We start from the raw sequence: 24,048 nt of genomic DNA on the forward strand, positions 1-24,048 counted from the left end.
TGCAGACTACCCTTCCGAGAGGACGCAGCATGAGCCGGCGCGCAATCGTTTCAGGAGGCTCCATCGGCGGGTTGTTCGCGGCAAGCCTGCTGCGCAAATCGGGCTGGGAGGTTACGGTTCTGGAGCGCTCCGAGACCGAGCTTTCCGGGCGCGGCGCGGGGATCGTCACGCATGACATCCTGAACCGGTTGATCCGCGAGACCGGCGCCACGACCGAAGACCTGGGTGTGCAGGTTCACGAGCGTGTGGTTTATGACAGATCTGGCCACGAGGTTGCCCGACGCCCCCTGCCGCAGGTGGTCACATCGTGGGATCGTGTGCATTCGCTGCTCAGAGCGCGACAACCGGCGGGCAGTTACCGGCTTGGCGTGAATGTCACCGGCTATCGGGATCGCGGCGGCTCCGTGCAGGTGATGACCGATACGGGCAGCATCGAAGCCGACATCCTGATCGGTGCCGACGGCTTCCGTTCGGCGGTGCGCGGGCAGATGCTGCCGCAGGTTCAGTCGATCTATTCGGGCTATGTCGTCTGGCGCGCCCTTGCGAACGAGGCCGACCTTTCCGAGCAGGTGCGCAAGTCGGTCTTCCCCTATTTCGCGCTGTACCTGCCCAGCGGCACGCAGATCGTGGGGTATCCGATCGCCGGGCCGGGAAATGATCTGCGCCCCGGCCACAGGCGGTTCAACTTTGTCTGGTATTTGCCGGTAGAAAGTGAAGACCTGCGCGACATGCTGACCGACAGTGCGGGGCGGCAACATGGATTGTCGATCCCGCCGCCGCTTGTCCGGCCCGATGTGGCCGCGCGCGGTGCCGCGCTTGCCCGGCGCCTGCTGCCGCCGCAGTTTGTGGAAATACTCGACAAGTCGGAGCAGCCCTTCTTCACTCCGATCTATGACCATCTTTCCCCCAGCTTTGCCGCGGGGCGCGTTGCGCTGGCAGGCGATGCCGCCTGTGTTGCCCGGCCGCATATCGGGATGGGTGTCACCAAGGCGGCCTGCGATGCCGAGGCGCTAGCCCGGCACCTGGCCACACATGGCGACCCGGCAGATGCGCTGGCCGCCTATTCGGACGAGCGTCAGCCCGCGGCCCGCCTTGCAATGGATGCCGCCCGCCGCCTTGGCGCGATGATCTTCGAAGGGCAGGGGGCCAACAGCGACGGGCGCAGCAATGCCAACATGGAGTGCATCGTTGCCGAGACGGCTGTCGTGCCCGTGCAGGGCTGACATCCCGCGGCGCGGTCAGCCTGCCTTCAGCTCGTCGTAGGAGGTGGCGACATGGCGGCGAAAACCTTCCCGTGCGCGCAGCCTTTCATGCCAATGCCCGAGATGGCTCAGACCCTGGGGCACCAGCCCCAGGTCGGCCGCCCGGAACATTGGCGTTCCCGCCGCGATATCGGCAATGCTGAAGGTCGCACCGCCCAACCATGGCCCGTTCCGCAACTGCCCGTCCATGATGCGCAGCGCCGCCTGAAACGCCCGGCGGTGCCCGGCCAGCTTTTCGGTGTTGCGCGCTGCCTCGGACATGCGGACCATCTGCCAGAACGCCCCGATGAAAGGGGGCATCAAGGTGGTATCGGTGAAAGCCAGCCATTGATCGCAGTGCGCCCGATCCGCCAGACCATCAGGCAGAAGTCGCCCCTCGCGCAGGGCAAGGTAGCGCAGGATTGCCTGCGATTCCCACAAGGTCAGCGCGCCATCCTGTAACACGGGCACGCGGCGGTTGGGGTTGAGCCGCACGAACTCGTCAGTATCCACCACGCCGTACTTGCCGCCGGCGTCATGGCGCTCGTACTGCAGCCCAAGCTCGTCCAACGCCCAGAGAACCTTCTGGACATTGACGGAACTTGCCCTGCCCCAGAGCTGCAAGGTCACTTGATGGCTTGCGGATTGACGGGCGAGCCGCATCCACCGGGCAGATGCAGCGGTGGCGCGCAGAAGAAGAATTCGTAAACCCCGTCTTCCGCGCAGTCTTCAGCCAGTTCCTTGACGAAGTAGATCTCGCCCATAGCGATGCCGATCGCGGGGATCACCACCCAGTGCCAGGGCTGGTTCGCCTCGGTCGTCTCGTTCGGTCTGACCTCGCAGCCCCAGGTATCGGCGCAGATGGCGGCAATGTCGTGTTCGCGAATCCAGTAGCAGGTTTCAAAGGCCAGGCCGGGCGCATCCCCGCCCGCATAGCCTTCCCAATCGCCACTCTTCAGGCAGGCTTCCTGGTGTCCGGTCCGAACGATCACGAAATCCCCGCGCCGGATTTCGACCCCCTGGGCCTTGGCGGTGTTGTCGAGATCCTCGTTGGTTATGGGGTAGCCGGTGTCCAGCGCCTCCACACCCTTGTAGCGTGCGACGTCAAGCAGAACGCCGCGCCCGACGCATTTGTCGCGGTAGTTCTCGATCCCGTTCTTTCGGGCGCCCGTGGCATCGACGAGCTGCGCGGGATAGCCGTTCCACATCTTGTCATCGAGAAAGATATGCGCCAGCGCATCCCATTGCGTCGAGCACTGGCACGGCAGGTTTATCGCATCATCGGCATAGCGCAGAAAGGCGTCGCCCACATCCTGGTTGCCGGCTGCCGCGTCGGTTCCGGTGGCAAGCATGGTGTGGATCGGGTTCCACCTGCCGCCGAACAGGCCGGACTGGATCTTTTCGTCGAGCGGCAGGCCAAGGGCAAAGGTCTTGCCCTTGCGGATCAGTTTGGCGGCGTCGACCACATCCTGCTGTGACACCAGGTTGAGGGTGCCAAGTTCGTCGTCATCTCCCCAGCGGCCCCAGTTGGACAGCTTTTCAGCGGCTTCGTAAATCGCGGCCCGGTTCACGGTCATCGGCATCTGACGCGCCCCTTCTCTACCGATTTGCATTGCAGCATATTTATCAGGTGATAAAAAGCCGATGTCAATCTGCTCTCTGAGGTGGTGAATTGATGTTAAAGCTTGTCCAGATACCGCGATTCGTTTGACGTCTATCAATATGGGATGCAGTGAGTTGAGCGCGACCGGCAAACCAAAGAGCGAGCCGCCAAAACGCATTTCGCGATTGGAGCCCGAAAAGCGCAAGAAGCTTCTGGTCGAGAAGGCTGTCGAGTTCTTTTCGGAAGAGGGTTTCGAGGCCGGCACGAGAGAGCTGGCAAGACGCCTCGGCGTCAGCCAGCCGCTCATCTACCGCTATTTCGACAGCAAGGACGATCTTGTCAACGAGGTCTACCGGAAGGTCTATGTCAGCCAGTGGAACGACGCCTGGACGGCCACCATCTGCGACCGCCAGCTTCCCCTGCGCGCGCGGCTGCTGGATTTCTACGAGTCCTACAGCCAGGCCATCTTCAACCGCCGCTGGATGCGGATCTTCTTTTTCGCCGGTCTGCGCGGGTTGGATATCAATACACGCTATATCGGGCGTGTGGGCGAACTGATCATCAAGCCCATCTGCGGTGAACTCCGTCACGAGATCGGGCTTTCACGCGACATGCCGATCACCGATGCCGAGATGGAACTGGCCTGGATCATGCACGGAACGATGTTTTACCAGGGCATCCGCGAGCATATTTACTGCACGGCAAGATCGGTTGACTATTCCCTGACCGCCACTTGTGCCGTGGACATGTACCTTACCACCGCGCCGCCAATCGTGCGCGAAATTGTCGAAAAGGCATCGCGCTGAGGGGGGCAGACGCGTGGCGGTTTCCCTCTCAGCGCGGTGCGCAGCACAAGCTCATGGCAACGGTGTGGCCGCCCCCCGGACGCGTGGCGCCAGGGCGTATCACGTCCCTTGCGGCACAAACTTTGCTGGATGTGCCGGCTGCGTGATCTCCTGCGCGCCGGTCAGGAACCGTTCAACCGAGCAGTTGAAAACATGCGGGTTGCTTATGTTGGAGACATGCGCCGCGTCGGGGATCAGCTCGAATTGGCCGCGCGGGGTGGCATCGGCCATGTCATGCATGACATCGGGCGGCGCCCCGGCATCGCGATCGCCCCCCAGGTAGAGAACCGGGATCGTGATGCGGCCCAGGTCTTTCAGGTAGTCGAGCGTTCGCAAGGTGTGGCAACACCTTACATAGCCGGCAGGATCGGTGCCCAGAATCATCGCTCGCACTTTGGCAAGCTCGTCGGGGTTGGCCTGCCGCCATGCTTCGGTAAACCAGGTCTCGAGTGTGGCGTCGGCGATCGCCTCGATCCCGCCAGCCTCGACCTTGCGCAGACGGGCCAGGAAATTTTCGCGGAACGCTTCGGGCGCATCGGCGCGCGCATCGGCAACCACCAGCCGCCGCAGCCGTTCGGGATGCCGCAGGGCGACACCCAGCCCGGTCATGCCGCCCAGGGAAAGCCCCAGGAAATCGGCGCGGGTTACATCATGGGCGTCCATCACCGCGATGACGTCGGCGACCAGATCATCAAAGCTCCAGTCGCCCGGCGGCGTTGCGCTGCGCCCGTGGCCGCGGGTGTCGTAGCGTAACACCCGGTAATGCCCGGTCAGCATGTCGATCTGGGGCCGCCACATTCCGGAACTGGCGCCCAGGCTGTTGGACAGCACGATCCAGGGCGCGCCTTCCGGGCCGTCCACCCGGGTGAACAATTCGCCCGACGGGCCTGAAATCATCTGCTCCGTCATTGCGCCGCCACCTGCTTGTCGATCGCACTGTTGACCGCCGGCATCACCTTTTCGGCCGCAAGGATCATCGAGCGGCGGCCGAGATCCCGGTCTGCCCAATCCTTGCCGGCGTAAAGCAGCGTGCCGAAGTCGCCGACCTCTTCACGGAAGGCAAGGACCTCGTCGCTCACCTTGTCGGGGGTGCCCCAGATCACCAGTCGATCCATGACCATATCAAGGGTCACTTCATCGTCCGGCATGTTCTGGTCGGGCTTGAACAGGTTCAGGCGGTTGTGCTTGCGCATCTTCGTTAGAAGCTGGTCGTAGTAGAATCTGTAGGGGCTGTCGGGGTCGGTGGAATAGGCGCGCGCGGTTGCCAGATCATCGGCCACGAAGACCGATTTGGCGACACGCCAGTTGGCCGGCTCGGCCGCCCGTCCAGCCCGTTCGCAGCCCTCGGCATATTTCGGCCAATGGCTTTTCACCCATTCCGGCATGAGAAAGTTGGCGCTGATCGGGTCCCAGCCGCGCGCGGCGGCCTCGGTCACGCCTTTGGAAAAGGGCGCGACGGCCGTCACGATGATTGGCGGATGGGGGCGTTGCAGGGGTTTGGGCAGTATTCCCTGGCCGATATCGGTCATCGCCGTGCGCTCGGTGCTGACCTTCCAGAACTGGCCTTCAATATTATAGGGCGGCTCACTTTCCCATATCTTCAGCACCATGTTGATGCCTTCAAGGAACATCGCGGCGCGGTCGGCATCAAGATTGCCGAACACCTCGGCATCCGAGGCCAGCCCGCCCGGGCTGATCCCGAAGTTGAAGCGCCCGTCGAGCATATGGTCGAGCATGGCGACCTGCGCGGCCACGGCAGCGGGGTGACTGTTGGGCATGTTCACCGTGCCGGTGCCCAGGCGGATATTCTTTGTGGCATTGGCCAGGGACGCGATGAACATCGCGCACGAGGTAATGTTTTCAGCGGCGTCTGTGACGTGCTCGCCTACATATCCCTCGTTGAAGCCCAACTCGTCCGCAAGCAGGAATGCCTCGCGGTCTTCGGCCAGGCTTTGGCGCCAGTCCTTGCCCAGCGGATGAATCGGCATTGTGAAGAACCCGATACGCACGACATTCCCTCCGCTTTATCCAACCTTTCGGATTTGGTGAAATTAACGCTGGCGACAGTTAATGAAAAATTATATTTATTTGACAAACCTATTAGGCTTTCTGATACAGGCGAATATGCCCAGTTTGCGTCAGCTCCGCTCTGTCGTTGCCGTTTATGAGGAAGGCGCCTTCACCCGCGCCGCCCAGCGGGAGAATGCGACCCAATCGGGGATTTCGCAGCATGTTTCCGCGATCGAGGGCGAACTTGGCACCGCGCTGTTCGAACGCCGCAGCGACGGGGTATTGCCAACCGCTGCGGGTCGACTGTTCTACCGGCACGCGCTGGCTGCGCTCAGGGCAATCGATGTTGGTGTCGCCGAGGTGCAAACCGCCGCCGGGGGGGTGGCAGGCGATGTGCGCGTCGGGCTCATGCCCACCTTCACGCGCGCTGCGCTGGCCTCCGCGGTCGAGCGTTTCCTGCATACGCATCCGCTGGTCCGGCTGGAAGTGATCGAAGGCTACAGCGGTGCGCTTTCGGACATGGTGCGCACCGGGGCGCTGGATTTCGCCATCGTGCCGGGCGGCGGCGATCTTGCCGGCCTTGCCGCCGCACCGTTGAGCGAGGACAGCGAGATGCTGCTTTCAAACCCCAAGCGCGGCCTGGCGCATCTTCGTCCCGTATGCCTTGCCGACCTTGGACCGCTCAAGGTTGTCGTGCCTGGCAAGACCAATGTGCGCCGCTCAAAGCTCGAATCCTATTTCGCCACACATGGCGTGCAGGTCGCGCGGCTGCTGGAAATGGATTCGATGTTCGGTACGCTGGAGTTGGTCGCCCGGTCCGACTGGGTGACCGTGCTGCCCGGCATCATCTGTGTGGCCGATGCCGACGGGACGCAGCGCAGGGTCAACCCGCTGGCCAATCCGCCGTTGCGTTCCGAATTCGTGGTGATCGAGCGTGCCCGCCATCCCGCCAGCCCCGCCGCGCGCGCATTCCTTGAAACTCTGCGCGACGAGATTTTTCAGCTTATGTCGGATTTTTCAGCAAGAACGATGACGCCGGCTGAATAACCGCGTGGACGCGTCGGTCAGAGGGCCTTGAGCACGGATTCCTTGAGGGCCGGTTGCCGGTCCGGCAGGGTGTCGAGATTCTCGAATATTCTGGTCAACGTCGCCTTGGTGGTTTCAATGTCGCTGGCGGGGATGCCGGCGGTCATTCTTTCGACGTGTTCTACTGCGGCGGGTATGAGCATCTGCATATGCTCGCGGCCCTTGGGGGTGAGGGTGATCACGACCTCGCGCTTGTTCCTGACCGACCGGCGCCGGGCCAGCAGCCGGCGTTTGTGCAAGGTGGAAACCAGGCGTGAAAGCGTGGAATTGTCGATCGCCGTCAGATGCGCGATATCACGCAGCCGTAGGAGCTGTTCTCGACCCGCGGGGTGGAGGTCGTCGTCGAACTGGAAGAAAGCTGGCAGGCCAATGGCGGCGAAGTCGTCACCTTCTCGGAAAAGGATCAGGATGAATAAACGGGGCCGGGGGGCCTTGGCGCTGGTGCGGCGGCCCGGCTTGCCCTTGATATTTGCCAAGACCACTGCACTGTGAAACGATCCCGCATCTCGGGAGAAATATCGGATCAAACCGGGAAAAAAAATGAGCAAGAAAGTGCAGTCCTTCATGGCAGTGCGGGGAGTGATGCCGCTGCTTGCCGATGCGCCTCGGGTTGTCTTTTGCGGGGTGGCGTCTGCCTGTCTGCGTGCCCTGACGGCAATGCGTCGTGATGGCGATGTATCGTGGCCACGGTAATGGCTGTCGCGCTGCATATCGGGGCCCACAAGACGGCCAGCACGCATCTTCAGCACAGTCTGCGCGCTTGCCGCGCGGCGTTTTCTGCTGCCGGGTTGAATTACCTCGATCCGACCGATCTGCGTGCCGGGGGGTTCCGGCTGGGGTTGATTGCGCAGGGCGGGCCGCGCAGCGAAGCCGCCGCCCGCCGCTTCGCCGAGGCGGTGGCTGGCGAAAAGCGGGTTCTGCTTTCAGAGGAGAACATCCTCGGCAGTGCGCTGCCTGCGCAGCCCGCCGAATCCGGGCGGTTGTATCCGGAGGCCCCCGAACGTCTGGCGCGGGTGACAGGGTTGTTGGGTGAGCGGCCGGTGCAGTTGTTCCTCGCGGTGCGCGACCCTGCCGGGTTTCTGGTTTCCAGCTACGGGCAGCGGTTGGTCAGCGGCGTGATCGAGCCCTTCGACAGCTATCTTGCCGGGTGTGACCCGTCGGCGCTGCGCTGGGCCGACCTGGCCGGGCGCCTGGCAGGTGTTCCGGGCGTTCAGGGCATCACGATCTGGCGATATGAAGACTGGCCGCAAATCGCGCCCGCCGTGTTTGCCCGGATGCTGCCGGCGGATCTGGCGCAGAAGGTCCAGTTGACCGAGGGTGTGGTGCATCCGGGGCTGTCGGCGCGGGCGCATGAATGGATCATGGAGGAACTTGCGCTGGGCCGGGCCAGTGCCGAAACGCCGCGCACGGCCCGCGCCCGTTTTCCCAAGCGCCCTGGCGAGGCCGGGATCATGCCTTTCGATGACGAGGCACGTGCACGGATTGCGCGGGCCTACGCCGACGATCTGTCGGCGCTGCGCGCGATGGCGGGCGTGCATATGCTGGAGCGGTGCGAGGGTTGAAAACCCCAGCACAAGAGGGTATCTGACCCGCAGGTTTCCCCGGACAGGTGCGCCAGATGGCAAAAACGAACCCCCTCCAGTTCATGCAGCAGGTGCGCGCCGAAACGGCCAAGGTCACATGGCCCAATCGGCGTGAGGTGCTGCTGACGACGGTCATGGTGTTCATCATGGCCTCGCTCACTGCGGTTTTCTTCTTTTTCGTCGACTGGCTGATCCGCACGGGGCTGTCTGCGGTGCTTACGCTGTTCGGATAAGTGCGGCGCAGTGGGTTGTTGAGGCTTACGGCCTTGAACTGCGATGATTTTGGCGTTAGTTCCGCCAGACAATCCGGCCAGCGGCGTGCATCGATTCGGAATGCGCGCTGTTTTTTGTTCGGAATCGTCGGCAGAACTGCCTGAAGTGAATGAGATTTCCGGCGCTGCCGCCGGTGGATACGAGGTAATGGACGCATGGCGAAGCGCTGGTATTCGGTGAGCGTGCTCTCGAATTTCGAAAAGAAGATCGCCGAGCAGATTCGCCAGGCCGCGGCCGATGCGGGGCTGGAGGACGAGATCGAAGAGGTTCTCGTCCCGACCGAGGAAGTGCTCGAGGTGCGGCGCGGCAAGAAGGTCACGAGCGAGCGGCGCTTCATGCCGGGCTACGTTCTTGTGCGCATGGAGATGTCGGACCGCGCCTATCATCTGATCAGCTCGATCAACCGGGTGACGGGCTTTCTCGGGCCGCAGGGCAAGCCGATGCCGATGCGCGATGAAGAGGTCAACACCATCATCAACCGTGTCGAGGAAGGGCAGGAGGCACCGCGCAGCCTGATCCGCTTCGAAGTGGGTGAGCAGGTGCAGGTCACTGACGGGCCGTTCGAGGGCTTTTCCGGCATGGTCGAGGATGTCGATGACGAGCACAGCCGCCTGAAGGTGATGGTGTCGATTTTCGGCCGGGCGACCCCGGTCGAGCTGGAATTCACGCAGGTGACCAAGGGCACCTGACGTGCTGCATGTGGGAGGTGCCCGGGGCGCGCTTCGGGGCCGGACCACGTAACCGCAAAGCTGCCCGGACGCGTCCGGTGCGGTGGTGAGAAAAAGGAGTAGGCGAGATGGCCAAGAAGGTTGTTGGGCAGCTCAAGCTGCAAGTCAAGGCGGGGCAGGCCAACCCCTCGCCGCCCGTCGGTCCGGCGCTGGGTCAGCGCGGGATCAACATCATGCAGTTCTGCAAGGACTTCAATGCCCGCACGCAGGAGCTGGAGCCGGGCGCACCCTGCCCGACCGTGATCACCTATTACCAGGACAAGTCCTTCACCATGGAAATCAAGACGCCGCCGGCGTCCTATTTCCTGAAGAAGGCCGCCAAGCTTCAGTCGGGCGGCAAGACGCCGGGCCGCGCGACCGTAGGCACCGTGACCAAGAAGCAGGTCAAGGAGATCGCCGAAGCCAAGATGAAGGATCTGAACGCTACCGATATCGAGGGCGCGATGCAGATCATTCTCGGGTCGGCGCGCTCGATGGGTATCGAGGTGAAGGGGTAAGTCATGGCCAAGATCGGAAAACGTACCCGTGCGGCCCGCGCCGCCGTCGCCGACAAGCGCGATATCAGCGTCGAAGAGGCTGTGAGCCTCATCAAGGCGAATGCCACTGCCAAGTTTGATGAAACCGTCGAGGTGGCGATGAACCTCGGTGTCGATCCGCGCCACGCCGACCAGATGGTGCGCGGTGTCGTGACTCTGCCCAACGGCACCGGCAAGACCGTGCGCGTTGCCGTCTTTGCCCGCGGCCCCAAGGCCGATGAAGCAAAAGAGGCCGGTGCGGACATCGTTGGTGCCGAAGACCTGATGGAAACCATCCAGTCGGGCAAGATCGAGTTCGATCGCTGCATCGCGACGCCGGACATGATGCCGCTGGTGGGGCGCCTGGGCAAGATCCTGGGCCCGCGCAACCTGATGCCGAACCCCAAGGTCGGCACGGTGACGATGGATGTCGCGCAGGCTGTGCAGTCGGCCAAAGGCGGTGAAGTTCAGTTCAAGGTCGAGAAGGCAGGCGTGATTCACGCAGGCATCGGCAAGGCATCGTTCGACGAGGCCAAGCTGGCCGAGAACCTGCGCGCCTTTGTCGATGCCGTGGCCAAGGCCAAGCCCGCCGGGGCAAAGGGCGCCTACCTCAAGAAGGTGTCGCTGTCTTCGACCATGGGGCCGGGGGTCAGTGTCGATCTGACATCGGCCACGGGCAACTGATGCAGGGCCGGGCCTTTCGGCCCGGCTGAACAAGATTTTCCGGCGCTTGCCGGAAGATGGCGGGGCGGCCCGCAAGGTTTCCGCCCTGTCCTGTCCGAGACGGTGGGTGCCGTGGGTCTGCCACGGCTTAATCTCCTGCCCGAGATGGGGAACGAGACTGATTTGCCGGGGGTGAGCGACCTCGGGCGATCCTGGCCTCGGGACCCTGAAGCGGACCCGAATGCCTGCGGGATATCCCACAGGCAAAACAGAGCCGGGAGGCGCAAGCCTCTCAAACTTGGAGTGAAACTGTGGATAGAGCCCAGAAAGAGAAAGTGGTCGAGGAACTCGGCCAGATCTTCGAAAGCTCTGGCGTGGTCGTCGTAGCTCATTACGAAGGCCTCACGGTTGCCGAGATGCAGGTCCTGCGCGCGAAAATGCGTGCTGCGGGCGGGGCTGTGCGTGTGGCCAAGAACAGGCTCGCCAAGATCGCCCTTGAGGGGAAGCCCTGCGAAAGCATCGGCAACCTTCTTTCGGGCATGACCGTGCTCGCCTATTCCGAAGATCCCGTCGCCGCGGCGAAGGTGGTCGAGGACTTCGCCAAGGACAACAAGAAGCTTGTGATCCTTGGTGGTGCTATGGGCAGCTCGGCGCTGGACCGCAAAGGTGTCGAGGCTGTGGCCAAGATGCCGTCGCGCGAAGAGCTCATCTCTTCGATCGCGGCGTGCATCGGTGCTCCGGCGTCGAACCTGGCCGGGGCCATTGGCGCACCTGCTTCGAACATTGCCGGTATCCTCTCGACCATCGAGGACCGGCAGGCCGCCTGAGCAACGTGAGACTTTCGCAGGCTGCATGACCCTGCGTCGGGAAACACCTGAAAGAACGGAAACTGTAAAATGGCTGATCTGAAAAAACTTGCCGAAGAGATCGTGAACCTCACGCTGCTCGAGGCCCAGGAACTGAAAACCATCCTCAAGGATGAATACGGCATCGAGCCCGCCGCTGGCGGCGCCGTGATGATGGCTGGTCCTGCTGCTGGTGGCGAAGCTGCCGCTGCCGAGGAGCAGACCGAGTTCGACGTCATCCTCGTCGATGCGGGCGACAAGAAGATCAACGTGATCAAGGAAGTTCGCGCGATCACCGGTCTGGGCCTGAAAGAGGCCAAGGACCTGGTCGAAGCTGGCGGCAAGGCCGTGAAGGAAGCGGCTTCGAAGGACGAAGCCGAAGAGATCAAGAAGAAGCTCGAAGAGGCTGGCGCCAAGGTCGAGCTGAAGTAATCGGTCGGGCGCGTGACGCGCGCCGATACGCATTGAACAGGCTGGGTCCGGAGTAATTTCCGGGCCCGGCCAAGCCTGTTTTCGGACAGGGCTTGGATGCCGCAAGGCTCGAGTCTTGTCCCGGGGCAGGTCAGGAGTTCGGGAGCAGGCCGGTGGGACGGTCTGCGGGAATGGAACTCACTCCCCCTGGTTTCGCGTGCGGTGCGCGGTCGTGGCCCGACGGCCCGCGTGCCTGCGAAAGAAGAAAGGTGATCACGAGCATGGCTCAGACCTACATTGGCCAGAAGCGCATCCGCAAACTGTTCGGCAAGATCCGCGAAGTTCTGGAAATGCCGAACCTCATTGAAGTTCAGAAATCCTCCTATGATCTTTTTCTCCGCTCCGGCGATGCCGAGACGCCGACCGATGGCGAGGGCATCATGGGGGTGTTCCAGTCGGTTTTTCCGATCAAGGATTTCAACGAGACGGCAACACTCGAGTTCGTGAAATACGAGCTGGAAAAGCCGAAATACGACGTTGACGAATGCATGCAGCGCGACATGACCTATGCCGCGCCGCTCAAGGTCACGCTGCGGCTGATCGTGTTCGATGTCGATGACGACACCGGCGCGCGTTCGGTCAAGGACATCAAGGAACAGGATGTCTTCATGGGCGACATGCCGCTCATGACCCCGACGGGCACATTCGTGGTCAACGGCACCGAGCGCGTGGTGGTCAGCCAGATGCACCGCTCGCCCGGCGTGTTCTTCGACCACGACAAGGGCAAGACGCATTCCTCGGGCAAGCTGCTTTTCACCTGCCGGATCATTCCCTATCGCGGCTCCTGGCTGGATTTCGAATTTGACGCCAAGGATCTCGTCTATGCGCGCATCGACCGCCGCCGCAAGCTGCCGGTGACGACGCTGCTCTATGCGCTGGGGCTGGATCAGGAAGGCATCATGGATGCCTATTACGATTCGGTGAACTACAAGCTGAAGAAGAACAAGGGCTGGGTCACCCGCTTCTTCCCCGAACGCGTGCGCGGCACCCGTCCGACGATGGATCTGATCGATGCGGCCACCGGCGAGGTCATCCTCAAGGCCGGCGAAAAGGCGACGCCGCGCATGGTCAAGAAATGGATCGACGAAGGCGCCGTGACCGAACTTCTGGTGCCCTTCGACCGCATCGTCGGCCGTTTCGTGGCCAAGGACATCATCAACGAGGAAACCGGCGAGATCTATGTCGAGGCCGGTGACGAGCTGACCTGGGATCTCGACAAGGACGGCGAGGTCAAGGGCGGCACGCTCAAGGATCTGCTGGACAACGGCATCACCGATATTCCGGTGCTCGACATCGACGGTGTCAATGTCGGCCCCTACATCCGCAACACCATGGCCGCCGACAAGAACATGAACCGCGAAGGCGCGCTGATGGATATCTACCGCGTCATGCGCCCGGGCGAGCCGCCCACCGTCGAGGCAGCCGAAGGCCTGTTCGATCAGCTCTTCTTCGACTCGGAGCGTTACGATCTGTCGGCTGTCGGCCGGGTCAAGATGAACATGCGGCTTGATCTGGATGCGCCCGACACGCACCGCACCTTGCGCCGCGAAGACATCATCGCCTGTATTCGCGGGCTGGTCGAACTGCGCGATGGCAAGGGTGATGTCGATGATATCGACCACCTCGGCAACCGCCGCGTGCGTTCGGTCGGCGAACTGATGGAAAACCAGTATCGCCTTGGTCTGCTGCGGATGGAGCGCGCGATCCGCGAGCGCATGTCTTCGGTCGAGATCGACACGGTTATGCCGCAGGATCTGATCAATGCCAAGCCTGCGGCGGCGGCGGTGCGCGAATTCTTCGGCTCCTCGCAGCTCAGTCAGTTCATGGACCAGACGAACCCGCTGTCGGAAGTCACCCACAAGCGGCGCCTTTCGGCGCTGGGGCCGGGGGGCCTGACGCGCGAACGCGCCGGGTTCGAGGTGCGCGACGTGCACCCCACCCATTACGGCCGCATGTGCCCGATCGAGACGCCGGAAGGTCAGAACATCGGCCTTATCAACAGCCTCGCGACCTTCGCGCGGGTCAACAAGTACGGTTTCATCGAAACCCCCTACCGCAAGGTCGTGGGTGGCCAGGTCACTGACGAGGTGGTTTATATCTCGGCCACTGAGGAGATGCGCCACACCATCGCGCAGGCCAACGCGCAGCTTGATGAAGAGGGGCGCTTCATCAACGATCTGGTATCGACCCGCAAGGGCGGCGAATTCATGTTGAACCCCGCCGAGGCGGTCGACCTGATCGACGTGTCGCCCAAACAACTTGTGTCGGTGGCGGCCTCGCTCATTCCCTTCCTTGAGAATGACGACGCCAACCGCGCGCTGATGGGCTCGAACATGCAGCGTCAGGCAGTGCCGTTGCTGCAGGCCGAGGCGCCGTTCGTCGGCACCGGAATCGAAAGCGTCGTGGCGCGTGATTCCGGCGCGGCAATCACCGCGCGCCGTGGCGGGGTGATCGATCAGGTAGACGCCACCCGGATCGTCGTGCGCGTGACCGAAAACATCGAACCGGGCGAACCGGGCGTGGATATCTACCGGCTGCGCAAGTTCACCCGCTCGAATGCGTCGAGCTGCATCAATCAGCGCCCGCTCGTGAAGGTGGGTGATGTGGTGCGCCAGGGCGAGGTGGTCGCCGATGGCCCCTCGACCGATCTGGGCGAGCTGGCGCTGGGCCGAAACGTGGTCGTGGCCTTCATGCCGTGGAATGGCTACAACTTCGAGGACTCGATCCTGATTTCCGAGCGCATCCTGCGGGATGATGTGTTCACCTCGATCCATATCGACGAATACGAAGTGGCGGCACGCGACACCAAGCTCGGGCCGGAAGAGATCACCCGCGACATCCCCAACGTGGGCGAAGAGGCGCTGCGCAACCTCGACGAGGCCGGTATCGTCTATATCGGGGCCGAGGTGCAGCCGGGCGACATCCTGGTGGGCAAGATCACCCCCAAGGGCGAAAGCCCGATGACGCCCGAGGAAAAGCTGCTGCGCGCCATCTTCGGCGAAAAGGCCAGCGACGTGCGGGACACTTCGTTGCGGCTGCCGCCTGGCGCTTACGGCACCATCGTCGAGGTGCGGGTGTTCAACCGCCACGGCGTCGAGAAGGACGAGCGCGCCCTGCAGATCGAGCGCGAGGAAGTCGAGCGCCTGTCGCGCGACCGCGACGACGAGCTGGAAATCCTTGAGCGCAACATCTACGGGCGCCTGCGTCAGCTCATCATTGGCAAGGTGGCGGTCAAGGGGCCGAAAGGCGTGAAGGCCAACACCGAAATCACGGACGAGCTGCTCGACGAGACGCTCAGCCGTGGCCAGTGGTGGCAGCTTGCGCTGGGTGATGAGGCCGACGCGCAGGCCGTCGAGGCGCTGAATGCCCAGTTCGACGCGCAGAAGCGCGCGCTGGAGCACCGTTTCGAGGACAAGGTCGAGAAGGTGCGCCGTGGCGATGACCTGCCGCCAGGCGTGATGAAGATGGTCAAGGTCTTCGTCGCAGTGAAGCGCAAGCTTCAGGCTGGCGACAAGATGGCCGGACGTCACGGCAACAAGGGTGTCATCTCCAAGGTCGTACCGATGGAAGACATGCCTTTCCTCGCCGATGGCACGCCGGTCGATTTCGTGCTCAACCCTCTTGGGGTGCCGTCACGGATGAACGTCGGGCAGATCCTCGAGACCCACATGGGCTGGGCCGCGCGCGGCCTTGGCATCAAGATCGATGAGGCTCTGGACGAATATCGCCGCTCGGGTGACATGACTCCGGTGCGCGATGCGCTCAAGGTGGCTTATGGCGACGAGGTCTATGACGACGCTTTCGCCGGCATGGACGAGGAGCACCTCATCGAGAGCGCCACGACCGTGACCAAGGGCGTGCCGATCGCCACGCCGGTTTTCGACGGGGCGAAAGAGGCCGATGTCAACGACGCGCTGGTGCGGGCCGGTTTCGATCGGTCGGGGCAGTCGATCGTGTTCGACGGCCGCACGGGCGATCAGCTTGCGCGTCCGGTGACAGTGGGCGTGAAATACATGCTCAAGCTGCACCACCTGGTCGATGACAAGCTGCACGCACGTTCCACCGGGCCCTACAGCCTGGTCACCCAGCAGCCGCTGGGTGGCAAGGCGCAGTTCGGCGGTCAGCGGCTGGGCGAGATGGAGGTCTGGGCGCTGGAAGCCTATGGCGCCGCCTACACCCTGCAGGAGATGCTCACCGTCAAGTCGGACGACGTGGCGGGGCGCACCAAGGTCTACGAGTCCATCGTCAAGGGCGAGGACAATTTCGAGGCCGGCGTGCCCGAGAGCTTCAACGTGCTCGTCAAGGAAGTGCGGGGCCTCGGCCTCAACATGGAACTCCTGGATGCGGAGGAGGAGTGAACCGGACAGCTAGCTGCCGGGCGGGTGCGCGCATACGGCGCGCGCCCGCGCCCCTCTCCCGTTGCCCGAATTCGAGGACACTGACATGAACCAGGAACTCACCTCCAACCCGTTCAACCCGACCGCACCGGTCAAGACCTTTGACGAGATCAAGATCTCGCTCGCCAGCCCCGAGCGGATCCTGTCTTGGTCCTATGGCGAGATCAAGAAGCCCGAGACCATCAACTACCGCACCTTCAAGCCCGAACGTGACGGGTTGTTCTGTGCGCGCATCTTTGGCCCGATCAAGGATTACGAGTGCCTTTGCGGCAAGTACAAGCGCATGAAGTATCGCGGCGTCGTCTGCGAGAAATGCGGCGTCGAGGTGACGCTGCAGAAGGTCCGGCGCGAGCGCATGGGCCATATCGAGCTGGCCGCGCCGGTGGCGCATATCTGGTTCCTCAAGTCGTTGCCTAGCCGCATTGGCCTGATGCTTGACATGACGCTGCGCGATCTTGAGCGCGTGCTCTATTTCGAAAACTATGTGGTGAGCGAGCCCGGCCTGACCGATTTGACCTACGGCCAGATGCTGACCGAGGAAGAATACCTCGATGCGCAGGACCAGTATGGCTCCGACGCCTTCACCGCCAATATCGGCGCCGAGGCGATCCGCGAGATGCTTGCGGCGATCGACCTGGCGGCCGAGGCTGAACGCCTGCGCGAAGAACTGAAAGAGGCAACAGGCGAGCTGAAGCCGAAGAAGATCATCAAACGGCTCAAGGTCGTCGAAAACTTTCTGGAATCCGGCAATCGGCCCGAATGGATGATCCTTACCGTGCTGCCGGTCATCCCGCCCGAACTGCGCCCGCTGGTGCCGCTCGATGGTGGCCGTTTCGCGACGTCGGATCTCAACGACCTGTATCGCCGGGTGATCAACCGCAACAACCGCCTCAAGCGGCTGATCGAGTTGCGCGCGCCCGACATCATCGTGCGCAACGAAAAGCGGATGCTGCAGGAATCGGTCGATGCGCTGTTTGACAATGGCCGCCGCGGCCGGGTCATCACCGGCACCAACAAGCGCCCGCTCAAGTCGCTCTCGGATATGCTCAAGGGTAAGCAGGGCCGCTTCCGGCAGAACCTGCTTGGCAAGCGGGTCGACTTTTCCGGTCGTTCGGTGATCGTGACCGGGCCCGAGCTGAAGCTGCATCAGTGCGGCTTGCCCAAGAAGATGGCGCTGGAGCTGTTCAAGCCCTTCATCTACTCGCGGCTCGAGGCCAAGGGGCTTTCGTCCACCGTGAAGCAGGCCAAGAAGCTGGTGGAGAAAGAGCGCCCTGAAGTCTGGGACATCCTTGACGAAGTCATCCGCGAGCACCCCGTTCTACTCAACCGGGCGCCGACGCTGCACCGTCTGGGCATTCAGGCATTCGAGCCGATTCTGATCGAGGGCAAGGCGATCCAGCTGCACCCGCTGGTCTGCTCGGCCTTCAACGCCGATTTTGACGGCGACCAGATGGCCGTGCACGTTCCGCTGTCGCTTGAGGCGCAGCTGGAAGCGCGCGTGCTGATGATGTCCACCAACAACGTGCTCAGCCCCGCGAACGGCGCGCCGATCATCGTGCCCAGCCAGGACATGGTGCTTGGGCTCTATTACGTTTCGATGATGCGCGAGGGGATGCCGGGCGAAGGCAAGATCTTCGCCAATGTCGACGAGATCGAACACGCGCTGGCCAGCGGCGATGTGCATCTGCACGCGCGGATCCAGGCTCGGCTCAAGCAGATCGACGAGGACGGCAACGAGGTGATGCGCCGTTTCGAGACGACGCCGGGCCGCGCGCGCCTGGGCGCGCTTCTGCCGCTCAATGCCAAGGCACCGTTCGAGCTGGTCAACCGCCTGTTGCGCAAGAAAGATGTGCAGAACGTGATCGATACCGTCTACCGCCACTGCGGGCAGAAGGAATCGGTCATCTTCTGCGACCATATCATGACCATGGGCTTCCGCGAGGCGTTCCGGGCGGGCATCTCGTTCGGCAAGGACGACATGCTGATCCCCGACACCAAATGGGACATCGTAAACTCCACCCGTGATCAGGTGAAGGAGTTCGAACAGCAGTACATGGACGGGCTGATCACCCAGGGCGAAAAATACAACAAGGTGGTCGATGCCTGGTCAACCTGCTCGGACACTGTGGCAAATGCCATGATGGCCGAGATTTCGGCCGTGCGGCACGATGACCAGGGCCGCGAGCTTGAACCGAACAGCGTCTACATGATGTCGCATTCGGGGGCGCGGGGCAGCCCGGCACAGATGAAGCAGCTTGGCGGGATGCGTGGGCTGATGGCCAAGCCCTCGGGCGAGATCATCGAAACGCCGATCATCTCGAACTTCAAGGAAGGCCTGACCGTGCTGGAGTACTTCAACTCCACCCACGGGGCCCGGAAGGGTCTTGCCGATACCGCGCTCAAGACCGCCAACTCGGGGTATCTGACCCGGCGTCTGGTCGATGTGGCGCAGGATTGCATCGTGCGCACGCATGATTGCGGCACCGACAATTTCATCACCGCCGAGGCGGCGGTCAATGATGGTGAGATCGTCGCCTCCATATCCGAGCGCATCCTGGGCCGTATCGCGGCCGAAGATGTGGTGCGGCCGGGCACCGACGAAGTGATCGTGGCCCGCAATGAACTGATCGACGAGCGCAAGGCTGATTTGATCGAGGCCGAGGCGGTTGCCGTGGTCAGGATCCGTTCGCCGCTGACCTGCGAGGCTGAAGAGGGCGTCTGCGCCACCTGCTATGGCCGCGACCTGGCGCGCGGTACGCTTGTCAACGTGGGCGAGGCGGTGGGTATCATCGCCGCCCAGTCGATCGGCGAGCCGGGCACTCAGCTTACCATGCGGACCTTCCATATCGGCGGTATCGCACAGGGTGGGCAGCAATCGTTCCAGGAATCGAACGTTGCCGGCAAGATCGAGCTGCGCAATCCGAACCTGCTGGAGAATGCCGCGGGCGAAAGCATCGTCGTCGGCCGCAACATGCAACTCGCGGTGATCGACGACAACGGTGTCGAACGCGCCAGCCACAAGCTGACCTATGGCACCAAGATCTTCGTCAAGGACGGCCAGAAGATCGAACGCGGCACCAAGCTTTACGAGTGGGATCCCTACACCCTGCCGATCATTGCCGAAAAGGCCGGTGTGGCGCGTTTCGTCGATCTGGTTTCGGGCCTTTCGGTGCGCGAGGAAACCGATGACGCCACGGGCATGACGCAGAAAATCGTCTCGGACTGGCGCGCGGTGCCCAAGGGCAGCGATCTCAAGCCCGAGGTCATCATCATGGATCCGGCCAGTGGCGAGCCGGTGCGCAACGATGCCGGGCATCCGGTGACCTATCCGATGTCTGTCGATGCGGTCCTGTCGGTCGACGACGGCGAAGAAGTCCGCCCCGGCGACGTGGTTGCGCGGATCCCGCGTGAAGGTGCCAGGACCAAGGACATCACCGGTGGTCTGCCGCGGGTGGCGGAACTGTTCGAGGCGCGCCGTCCCAAGGATCATGCGATCATCGCCGAGATCGACGGCTATGTGCACTTTGGCAAGGACTACAAGAACAAGCGCCGTATCCGCATCGAGCCGGCGGATGAAAACCTGGAGCCAGCGGAATACATGGTGCCCAAGGGCAAGCATATCCCCGTCCAGGAAGGCGACTTCATCCAGCGCGGCGATTACATCATGGATGGCAACCCCGCGCCGCATGACATCCTGCGGATCATGGGGATCGAGGCGCTTGCCAACTACCTGATCGACGAGGTGCAGGACGTCTATCGCCTGCAGGGCGTGAAGATCAACGACAAGCACATCGAGGTCATCGTGCGCCAGATGCTCCAGAAGTGGGAGATCCTCGACAGCGGGGAAACCACGCTTCTGAAAGGTGAGCATGTCGACAAGGCCGAGTTCGAAGAGGCCAATGAAAAGGCCGTCGCCGACGGGCGCCGCCCCGCCAGGGGCGAGCCGATCCTGCTGGGCATCACCAAGGCCAGCCTGCAGACCCGCAGCTTCATTTCGGCCGCCTCCTTCCAGGAGACCACGCGCGTGCTGACCGAAGCCAGCGTGCAGGGCAAGCGTGACAAGCTGGTGGGCCTCAAGGAGAACGTCATCGTCGGCCGGCTGATCCCGGCAGGCACGGGTGGCGCCTTCACCCGCGTCAAGCGTATCGCGGCCGAGCGTGACCAGAAGGTCATCGACGCCCGCCGTGCCGAGGCCGAGGCCGCCGCCGCGCTGGCCGCTCCCACCGAGGATGCGCAGGTGGGCGACAGCGCTGTCTTCTCCGACATGCCGGAGGACAGCCGCGACTGATCGCGGCCCCTCACCGGACGAACCAGCAAGAGCCCCTGCCATGCCGGCAGGGGCTCTTTTTTACGTTTTCCGGCAAATGAGTCTGTGGCAAACCCCATCGTCACAGTCTGCAGGGGGCCGGCATGTCAGCCTTTGCCTGAGTAGCAGTTGACAACCCCCGCGACTCCCCATATACGGCCCGCACTCGTGCGTCGTGGGCGTAAGGCTCCAGCCCGAGGCCAGTAATTTGAGTGGTCATGATCCGGGCCCGGTGGCCCCGATCCTCTGGAATTCCACCGCGTCGTTCCCGACTGTACGGGAACGAATGCGGTTTTGGCGTTTTGCGGACGCGCGAAATGTCGTCATGAAGAGCCACGCGCATGTGTGGCTAAAACACGGGTTGCAACACGGGGAACCGGAATGCCGACGATTCAACAGCTGATCCGCAAGCCGCGGCAGCCAAAAGTTAAGCGCTCCAAGTCGATGCACCTGGAGCAGTGCCCGCAAAAGCGGGGTGTCTGCACGCGCGTCTACACGACCACGCCGAAAAAGCCGAACTCGGCCATGCGGAAGGTCGCGAAAGTGCGCCTGACCAATGGCTACGAGGTGATCAGCTACATTCCCGGCGAAAAGCACAACCTGCAGGAGCACTCGGTGGTGCTTATCCGCGGCGGCCGTGTGAAAGACCTTCCCGGCGTGCGCTATCACATCCTTCGCGGTGTGCTCGACACCCAGGGCGTCAAGGACCGTCGCCAGCGCCGTTCGAAGTATGGCGCGAAGCGTCCGAAGTAAGGAGAGACAGAGATGTCCCGTCGTCACGCCGCCGAAAAGCGCGAAGTTCTCCCTGACGCCAAGTATGGCGATCGGGTTCTGACGAAGTTCATGAACAACCTGATGCTGCAGGGCAAGAAATCGGTTGCCGAGAGCATCGTCTACAATGCCATGGAGCGGGTCGAGCAGCGCCTCAAGCGCGCGCCGATCGAGGTGTTCCACGAGGCGCTCGACAACATCAAGCCCTCGGTCGAGGTGCGTTCGCGCCGCGTGGGCGGTGCCACCTATCAGGTGCCTGTCGAAGTGCGCCCGGAGCGCCGCGAGGCCCTGGCGATCCGCTGGCTGATCATTGCCGCCCGCAAGCGCAACGAGCACACCATGCAGGAACGCTTGGCCGGTGAGCTGGTCGATGCGGTGAATAGTCGGGGTGCTGCCGTGAAAAAGCGCGAAGACACCCACAAGATGGCCGACGCCAACAAGGCGTTCAGCCATTACCGCTGGTAACTTTTGGCCTGAGGACTGACCAATGGCACGCGAATACCCCCTCGAGCGCTACCGTAATTTCGGGATCATGGCGCATATCGACGCCGGCAAGACCACGACGACCGAGCGCATCCTGTTCTACACCGGCAAGTCGCACAAGCTTGGCGAGGTGCATGATGGCGCCGCGACCATGGACTGGATGGAGCAGGAGCAGGAGCGTGGTATCACCATCACTTCGGCTGCGACCACCACCTTCTGGCAGCGTCAGGAGGACCCGAGCGCCGAGGGTACGTCCGATACCAAGTACCGCTTCAACATCATCGACACCCCGGGCCACGTCGATTTCACCATCGAGGTGGAGCGTTCGCTGGCGGTGCTCGACGGTGCGATCTGTCTGCTCGACGCCAACGCCGGTGTCGAGCCGCAGACCGAGACCGTCTGGCGCCAGGCCGACCGTTACGAAGTGCCGCGCATCGTTTTCGTCAACAAGATGGACAAGCTTGGTGCGGATTTCTTCAACTGTGTGAAGATGATCAAGGATCGCACCGGCGCCATTCCGTGCCCGGTGTCCCTTCCGATCGGTGCCGAGGACGCACTCGAAGGCATCATCGACCTGGTCAAGATGGAAGAATGGACCTGGAAGGGCGAGGATCTGGGCGCATCCTGGACCCGTCAGCCGATCCGCGATGAACTGAAGGATCTCGCCGACGAATGGCGGGCCAACATGATCGAGGTCGCTGTCGAGATGGATGACGACGCGATGGAGGCCTATCTCGAAGGCAAAGAGCCTGACGAGGCCACCCTGCGCAAGCTGATCCGCAAGGGTACGCTCAGCCTGTCCTTCGTGCCTGTCCTGGCCGGCTCGGCGTTCAAGAACAAGGGCGTGCAGCCGCTGCTGAACGCGGTGATCGACTATCTTCCGGGCCCGCTCGACGTGCCCGCCTACATGGGCTTCGACCCCAAGGACGAGACCGAGACCCGCAACATTTCGCGCTCGGCCAAGGATGACGACCCGTTCGCGGCGCTGGCCTTCAAGATCATGAACGACCCGTTCGTGGGCTCGCTGACCTTCACGCGCATCTATTCGGGTGTGCTGAAGAAGGGCGACCAGATCCTGAACGCCACCAAGGGCAAGCGCGAGCGCATCGGCCGCATGATGATGATGCACTCGAACTCGCGCGAAGAGATTGATTGGGCAGCCGCAGGCGACATCATAGCCCTGGCGGGGCTCAAGGAAACCACCACTGGCGACACGCTGTGCGATCAGCAGAACCCGGTTGTGCTCGAGACCATGACCTTCCCCGACCCGGTGATCGAGATCGCGGTCGAACCCAAGACGAAGGCCGACCAAGAGAAGATGGCGCAGGCGCTGCAACGTCTGGCGGCCGAGGATCCGTCCTTCCGGGTCGAAACCGATCTCGAGTCGGGCCAGACCATCATGAAGGGTATGGGCGAGCTTCATCTCGACATCCTGGTCGACCGGATGAAGCGCGAGTTCAAGGTCGAGGCCAATATCGGTGCGCCGCAGGTGGCCTACCGCGAGACGATCGGCCACAAGACCGAGATCGACTACACCCACAAGAAGCAGACCGGCGGTTCGGGCCAGTTTGCCCGGATCAAGCTGCAGATCGAACCCACCGAGCCGGGCGAGGGCTTCAGCTTCGAGAGCAAGATTGTCGGCGGGGCTGTTCCCAAGGAATACATCCCCGGCGTCGAGAAGGGCATCAAGTCGGTCATGGATTCGGGTCCGCTTGCCGGCTTCCCGGTGATCGATTTCAAGGTCGCGCTGGTCGACGGTGCGTTCCACGATGTGGACTCGTCGGTTCTGGCCTTCGAGATCGCCTCGCGCGCGGCAATGCGCGAAGGTCTGCGCAAGGCTGGCGCCAAGCTGCTCGAGCCGGTGATGAAGGTCGAGGTCGTGACCCCCGAGGAATACACCGGCGGGATCATCGGCGACCTGACCTCGCGGCGGGGCCAGGTGACCGGACAGGAAAACCGCGGCAACGCGGTGGCGATCAGCGCTTTCGTGCCGCTGGCCAACATGTTCGGCTACATCAATACCCTGCGGTCGATGTCATCGGGCCGGGCCAACTTCACGATGTTCTTCGACCACTACGAGGCGGTTCCCCAGAACATTTCCGACGAAATTCAGAAGAAATACGCGTAAGGGCGGCGCCCTTCGGCAGCGAATGACAGGAGGCCATCATGGCAAAGGCAAAGTTTGAACGCAACAAACCGCACGTCAACATTGGCACGATTGGCCACGT

General features: G+C 62.7%; 20 protein-coding genes. 15 read left to right on the plus strand and 5 right to left on the minus strand.

Annotated elements, in window-relative coordinates; all coding sequences use genetic code 11:
- Positions 1-29 precede the first annotated feature (29 nt).
- Complete coding sequence (locus DQ229_RS06925; RefSeq protein ID WP_114965530.1) at positions 30-1,223, plus strand: FAD binding domain-containing protein; 1,194 nt, start codon at positions 30-32, stop codon at positions 1,221-1,223.
- Positions 1,224-1,238: 15 nt separating this feature from the next.
- Here the strand turns inward: DQ229_RS06925 and DQ229_RS06930 are convergent, their stop codons facing one another.
- Both DQ229_RS06930 and DQ229_RS06935 read right to left on the minus strand, forming a co-directional pair.
- A complete protein-coding gene (locus tag DQ229_RS06930) occupies positions 1,239-1,871 on the minus strand; it encodes a glutathione S-transferase family protein (protein ID WP_162300774.1) in 633 nt (210 codons plus the stop codon).
- Positions 1,868-3,022 carry a cyclase family protein gene (locus tag DQ229_RS06935; RefSeq protein ID WP_238380985.1) on the minus strand — a complete coding sequence of 385 codons (1,155 nt, stop codon included), beginning with the start codon at positions 3,020-3,022 and terminating at the stop codon, positions 1,868-1,870. The genes DQ229_RS06930 and DQ229_RS06935 overlap by 4 nt, the downstream gene beginning before the upstream one ends.
- 7 nt (positions 3,023-3,029) lie before the next feature.
- Between DQ229_RS06935 and DQ229_RS06940 the strand changes: the two genes are divergently transcribed.
- Positions 3,030-3,650 carry a TetR/AcrR family transcriptional regulator gene (locus DQ229_RS06940; RefSeq protein ID WP_162300775.1) on the plus strand — a complete coding sequence of 207 codons (621 nt, stop codon included), beginning with the start codon at positions 3,030-3,032 and terminating at the stop codon, positions 3,648-3,650.
- 99 nt (positions 3,651-3,749) lie between these two features.
- Here DQ229_RS06940 and pcaD read toward each other — a convergent pair whose 3' ends face one another.
- Entirely contained in the window at positions 3,750-4,598 is an 849-nt protein-coding gene (gene pcaD / locus DQ229_RS06945) for a 3-oxoadipate enol-lactonase (protein ID WP_114965533.1), read from the minus strand.
- Entirely contained in the window at positions 4,595-5,698 is a 1,104-nt protein-coding gene (locus DQ229_RS06950; RefSeq protein ID WP_114965534.1) for an LLM class flavin-dependent oxidoreductase, read from the minus strand. The genes pcaD and DQ229_RS06950 overlap by 4 nt, the downstream gene beginning before the upstream one ends.
- Positions 5,699-5,813: 115 nt before the next feature.
- On the opposite strand from DQ229_RS06950, the gene DQ229_RS06955 reads away from it, so the two are divergent.
- On the plus strand, positions 5,814-6,746 hold the full coding sequence (locus tag DQ229_RS06955) for a LysR family transcriptional regulator (protein ID WP_162300776.1): 933 nt from the start codon (positions 5,814-5,816) through the stop codon (positions 6,744-6,746).
- Between the two features lie 17 nt (positions 6,747-6,763).
- On the opposite strand, the gene DQ229_RS06960 is transcribed toward DQ229_RS06955, so the two are convergent.
- Complete coding sequence (locus tag DQ229_RS06960) at positions 6,764-7,261, minus strand: MarR family winged helix-turn-helix transcriptional regulator (protein ID WP_238380986.1); 498 nt, start codon at positions 7,259-7,261, stop codon at positions 6,764-6,766.
- Between the two features lie 216 nt (positions 7,262-7,477).
- Here DQ229_RS06960 and DQ229_RS06965 point away from each other — a divergent pair, with 216 nt between their 5' ends.
- From DQ229_RS06965 to fusA, 12 genes are all read left to right on the plus strand, one after another.
- A complete protein-coding gene (locus DQ229_RS06965) occupies positions 7,478-8,347 on the plus strand; it encodes a hypothetical protein (RefSeq protein ID WP_162300778.1) in 870 nt (289 codons plus the stop codon).
- 56 nt (positions 8,348-8,403) lie between these two features.
- Positions 8,404-8,601: a preprotein translocase subunit SecE gene (gene secE, locus DQ229_RS06970; protein ID WP_114965538.1), complete on the plus strand. Its 198-nt coding sequence runs from the start codon at positions 8,404-8,406 to the stop codon at positions 8,599-8,601.
- Between the two features lie 195 nt (positions 8,602-8,796).
- Positions 8,797-9,330 carry a transcription termination/antitermination protein NusG gene (gene nusG / locus DQ229_RS06975; protein WP_114965539.1) on the plus strand — a complete coding sequence of 178 codons (534 nt, stop codon included), beginning with the start codon at positions 8,797-8,799 and terminating at the stop codon, positions 9,328-9,330.
- A gap of 107 nt (positions 9,331-9,437) precedes the next feature.
- A complete protein-coding gene (gene rplK / locus DQ229_RS06980) occupies positions 9,438-9,866 on the plus strand; it encodes a 50S ribosomal protein L11 (protein WP_114965540.1) in 429 nt (142 codons plus the stop codon).
- Between the two features lie 3 nt (positions 9,867-9,869).
- A complete protein-coding gene (gene rplA / locus DQ229_RS06985) occupies positions 9,870-10,568 on the plus strand; it encodes a 50S ribosomal protein L1 (protein ID WP_114965541.1) in 699 nt (232 codons plus the stop codon).
- A 290-nt stretch (positions 10,569-10,858) separates the two neighbouring features.
- Positions 10,859-11,374, plus strand: coding sequence for a 50S ribosomal protein L10 (gene rplJ / locus DQ229_RS06990; protein ID WP_114965542.1), 516 nt, complete (start codon positions 10,859-10,861; stop codon positions 11,372-11,374).
- A 69-nt stretch (positions 11,375-11,443) separates the two neighbouring features.
- Positions 11,444-11,824 carry a 50S ribosomal protein L7/L12 gene (rplL, locus tag DQ229_RS06995; RefSeq protein ID WP_114965543.1) on the plus strand — a complete coding sequence of 127 codons (381 nt, stop codon included), beginning with the start codon at positions 11,444-11,446 and terminating at the stop codon, positions 11,822-11,824.
- A gap of 260 nt (positions 11,825-12,084) precedes the next feature.
- Entirely contained in the window at positions 12,085-16,221 is a 4,137-nt protein-coding gene (rpoB, locus tag DQ229_RS07000) for a DNA-directed RNA polymerase subunit beta (protein ID WP_114965544.1), read from the plus strand.
- 85 nt (positions 16,222-16,306) lie between these two features.
- Positions 16,307-20,548, plus strand: a complete 4,242-nt coding sequence (gene rpoC / locus DQ229_RS07005) for a DNA-directed RNA polymerase subunit beta' (RefSeq protein ID WP_114965545.1) — start codon at positions 16,307-16,309, stop codon at positions 20,546-20,548.
- Between the two features lie 399 nt (positions 20,549-20,947).
- Positions 20,948-21,319: a 30S ribosomal protein S12 gene (gene rpsL, locus DQ229_RS07010; RefSeq protein WP_114965546.1), complete on the plus strand. Its 372-nt coding sequence runs from the start codon at positions 20,948-20,950 to the stop codon at positions 21,317-21,319.
- Between the two features lie 12 nt (positions 21,320-21,331).
- Positions 21,332-21,802 (plus strand): 30S ribosomal protein S7, encoded by a 471-nt coding sequence (rpsG, locus tag DQ229_RS07015; protein ID WP_114965547.1) that lies wholly within the window; start codon positions 21,332-21,334, stop codon positions 21,800-21,802.
- A 22-nt stretch (positions 21,803-21,824) separates the two neighbouring features.
- Positions 21,825-23,948: an elongation factor G gene (fusA, locus tag DQ229_RS07020; protein WP_114965548.1), complete on the plus strand. Its 2,124-nt coding sequence runs from the start codon at positions 21,825-21,827 to the stop codon at positions 23,946-23,948.
- Positions 23,949-24,048: the final 100 nt, after the last annotated feature.

Origin of the sequence: Alkalilacustris brevis (assembly GCF_003350345.1) — a bacterium.
In the GTDB taxonomy this organism is placed as follows: domain Bacteria; phylum Pseudomonadota; class Alphaproteobacteria; order Rhodobacterales; family Rhodobacteraceae; genus Alkalilacustris; species Alkalilacustris brevis.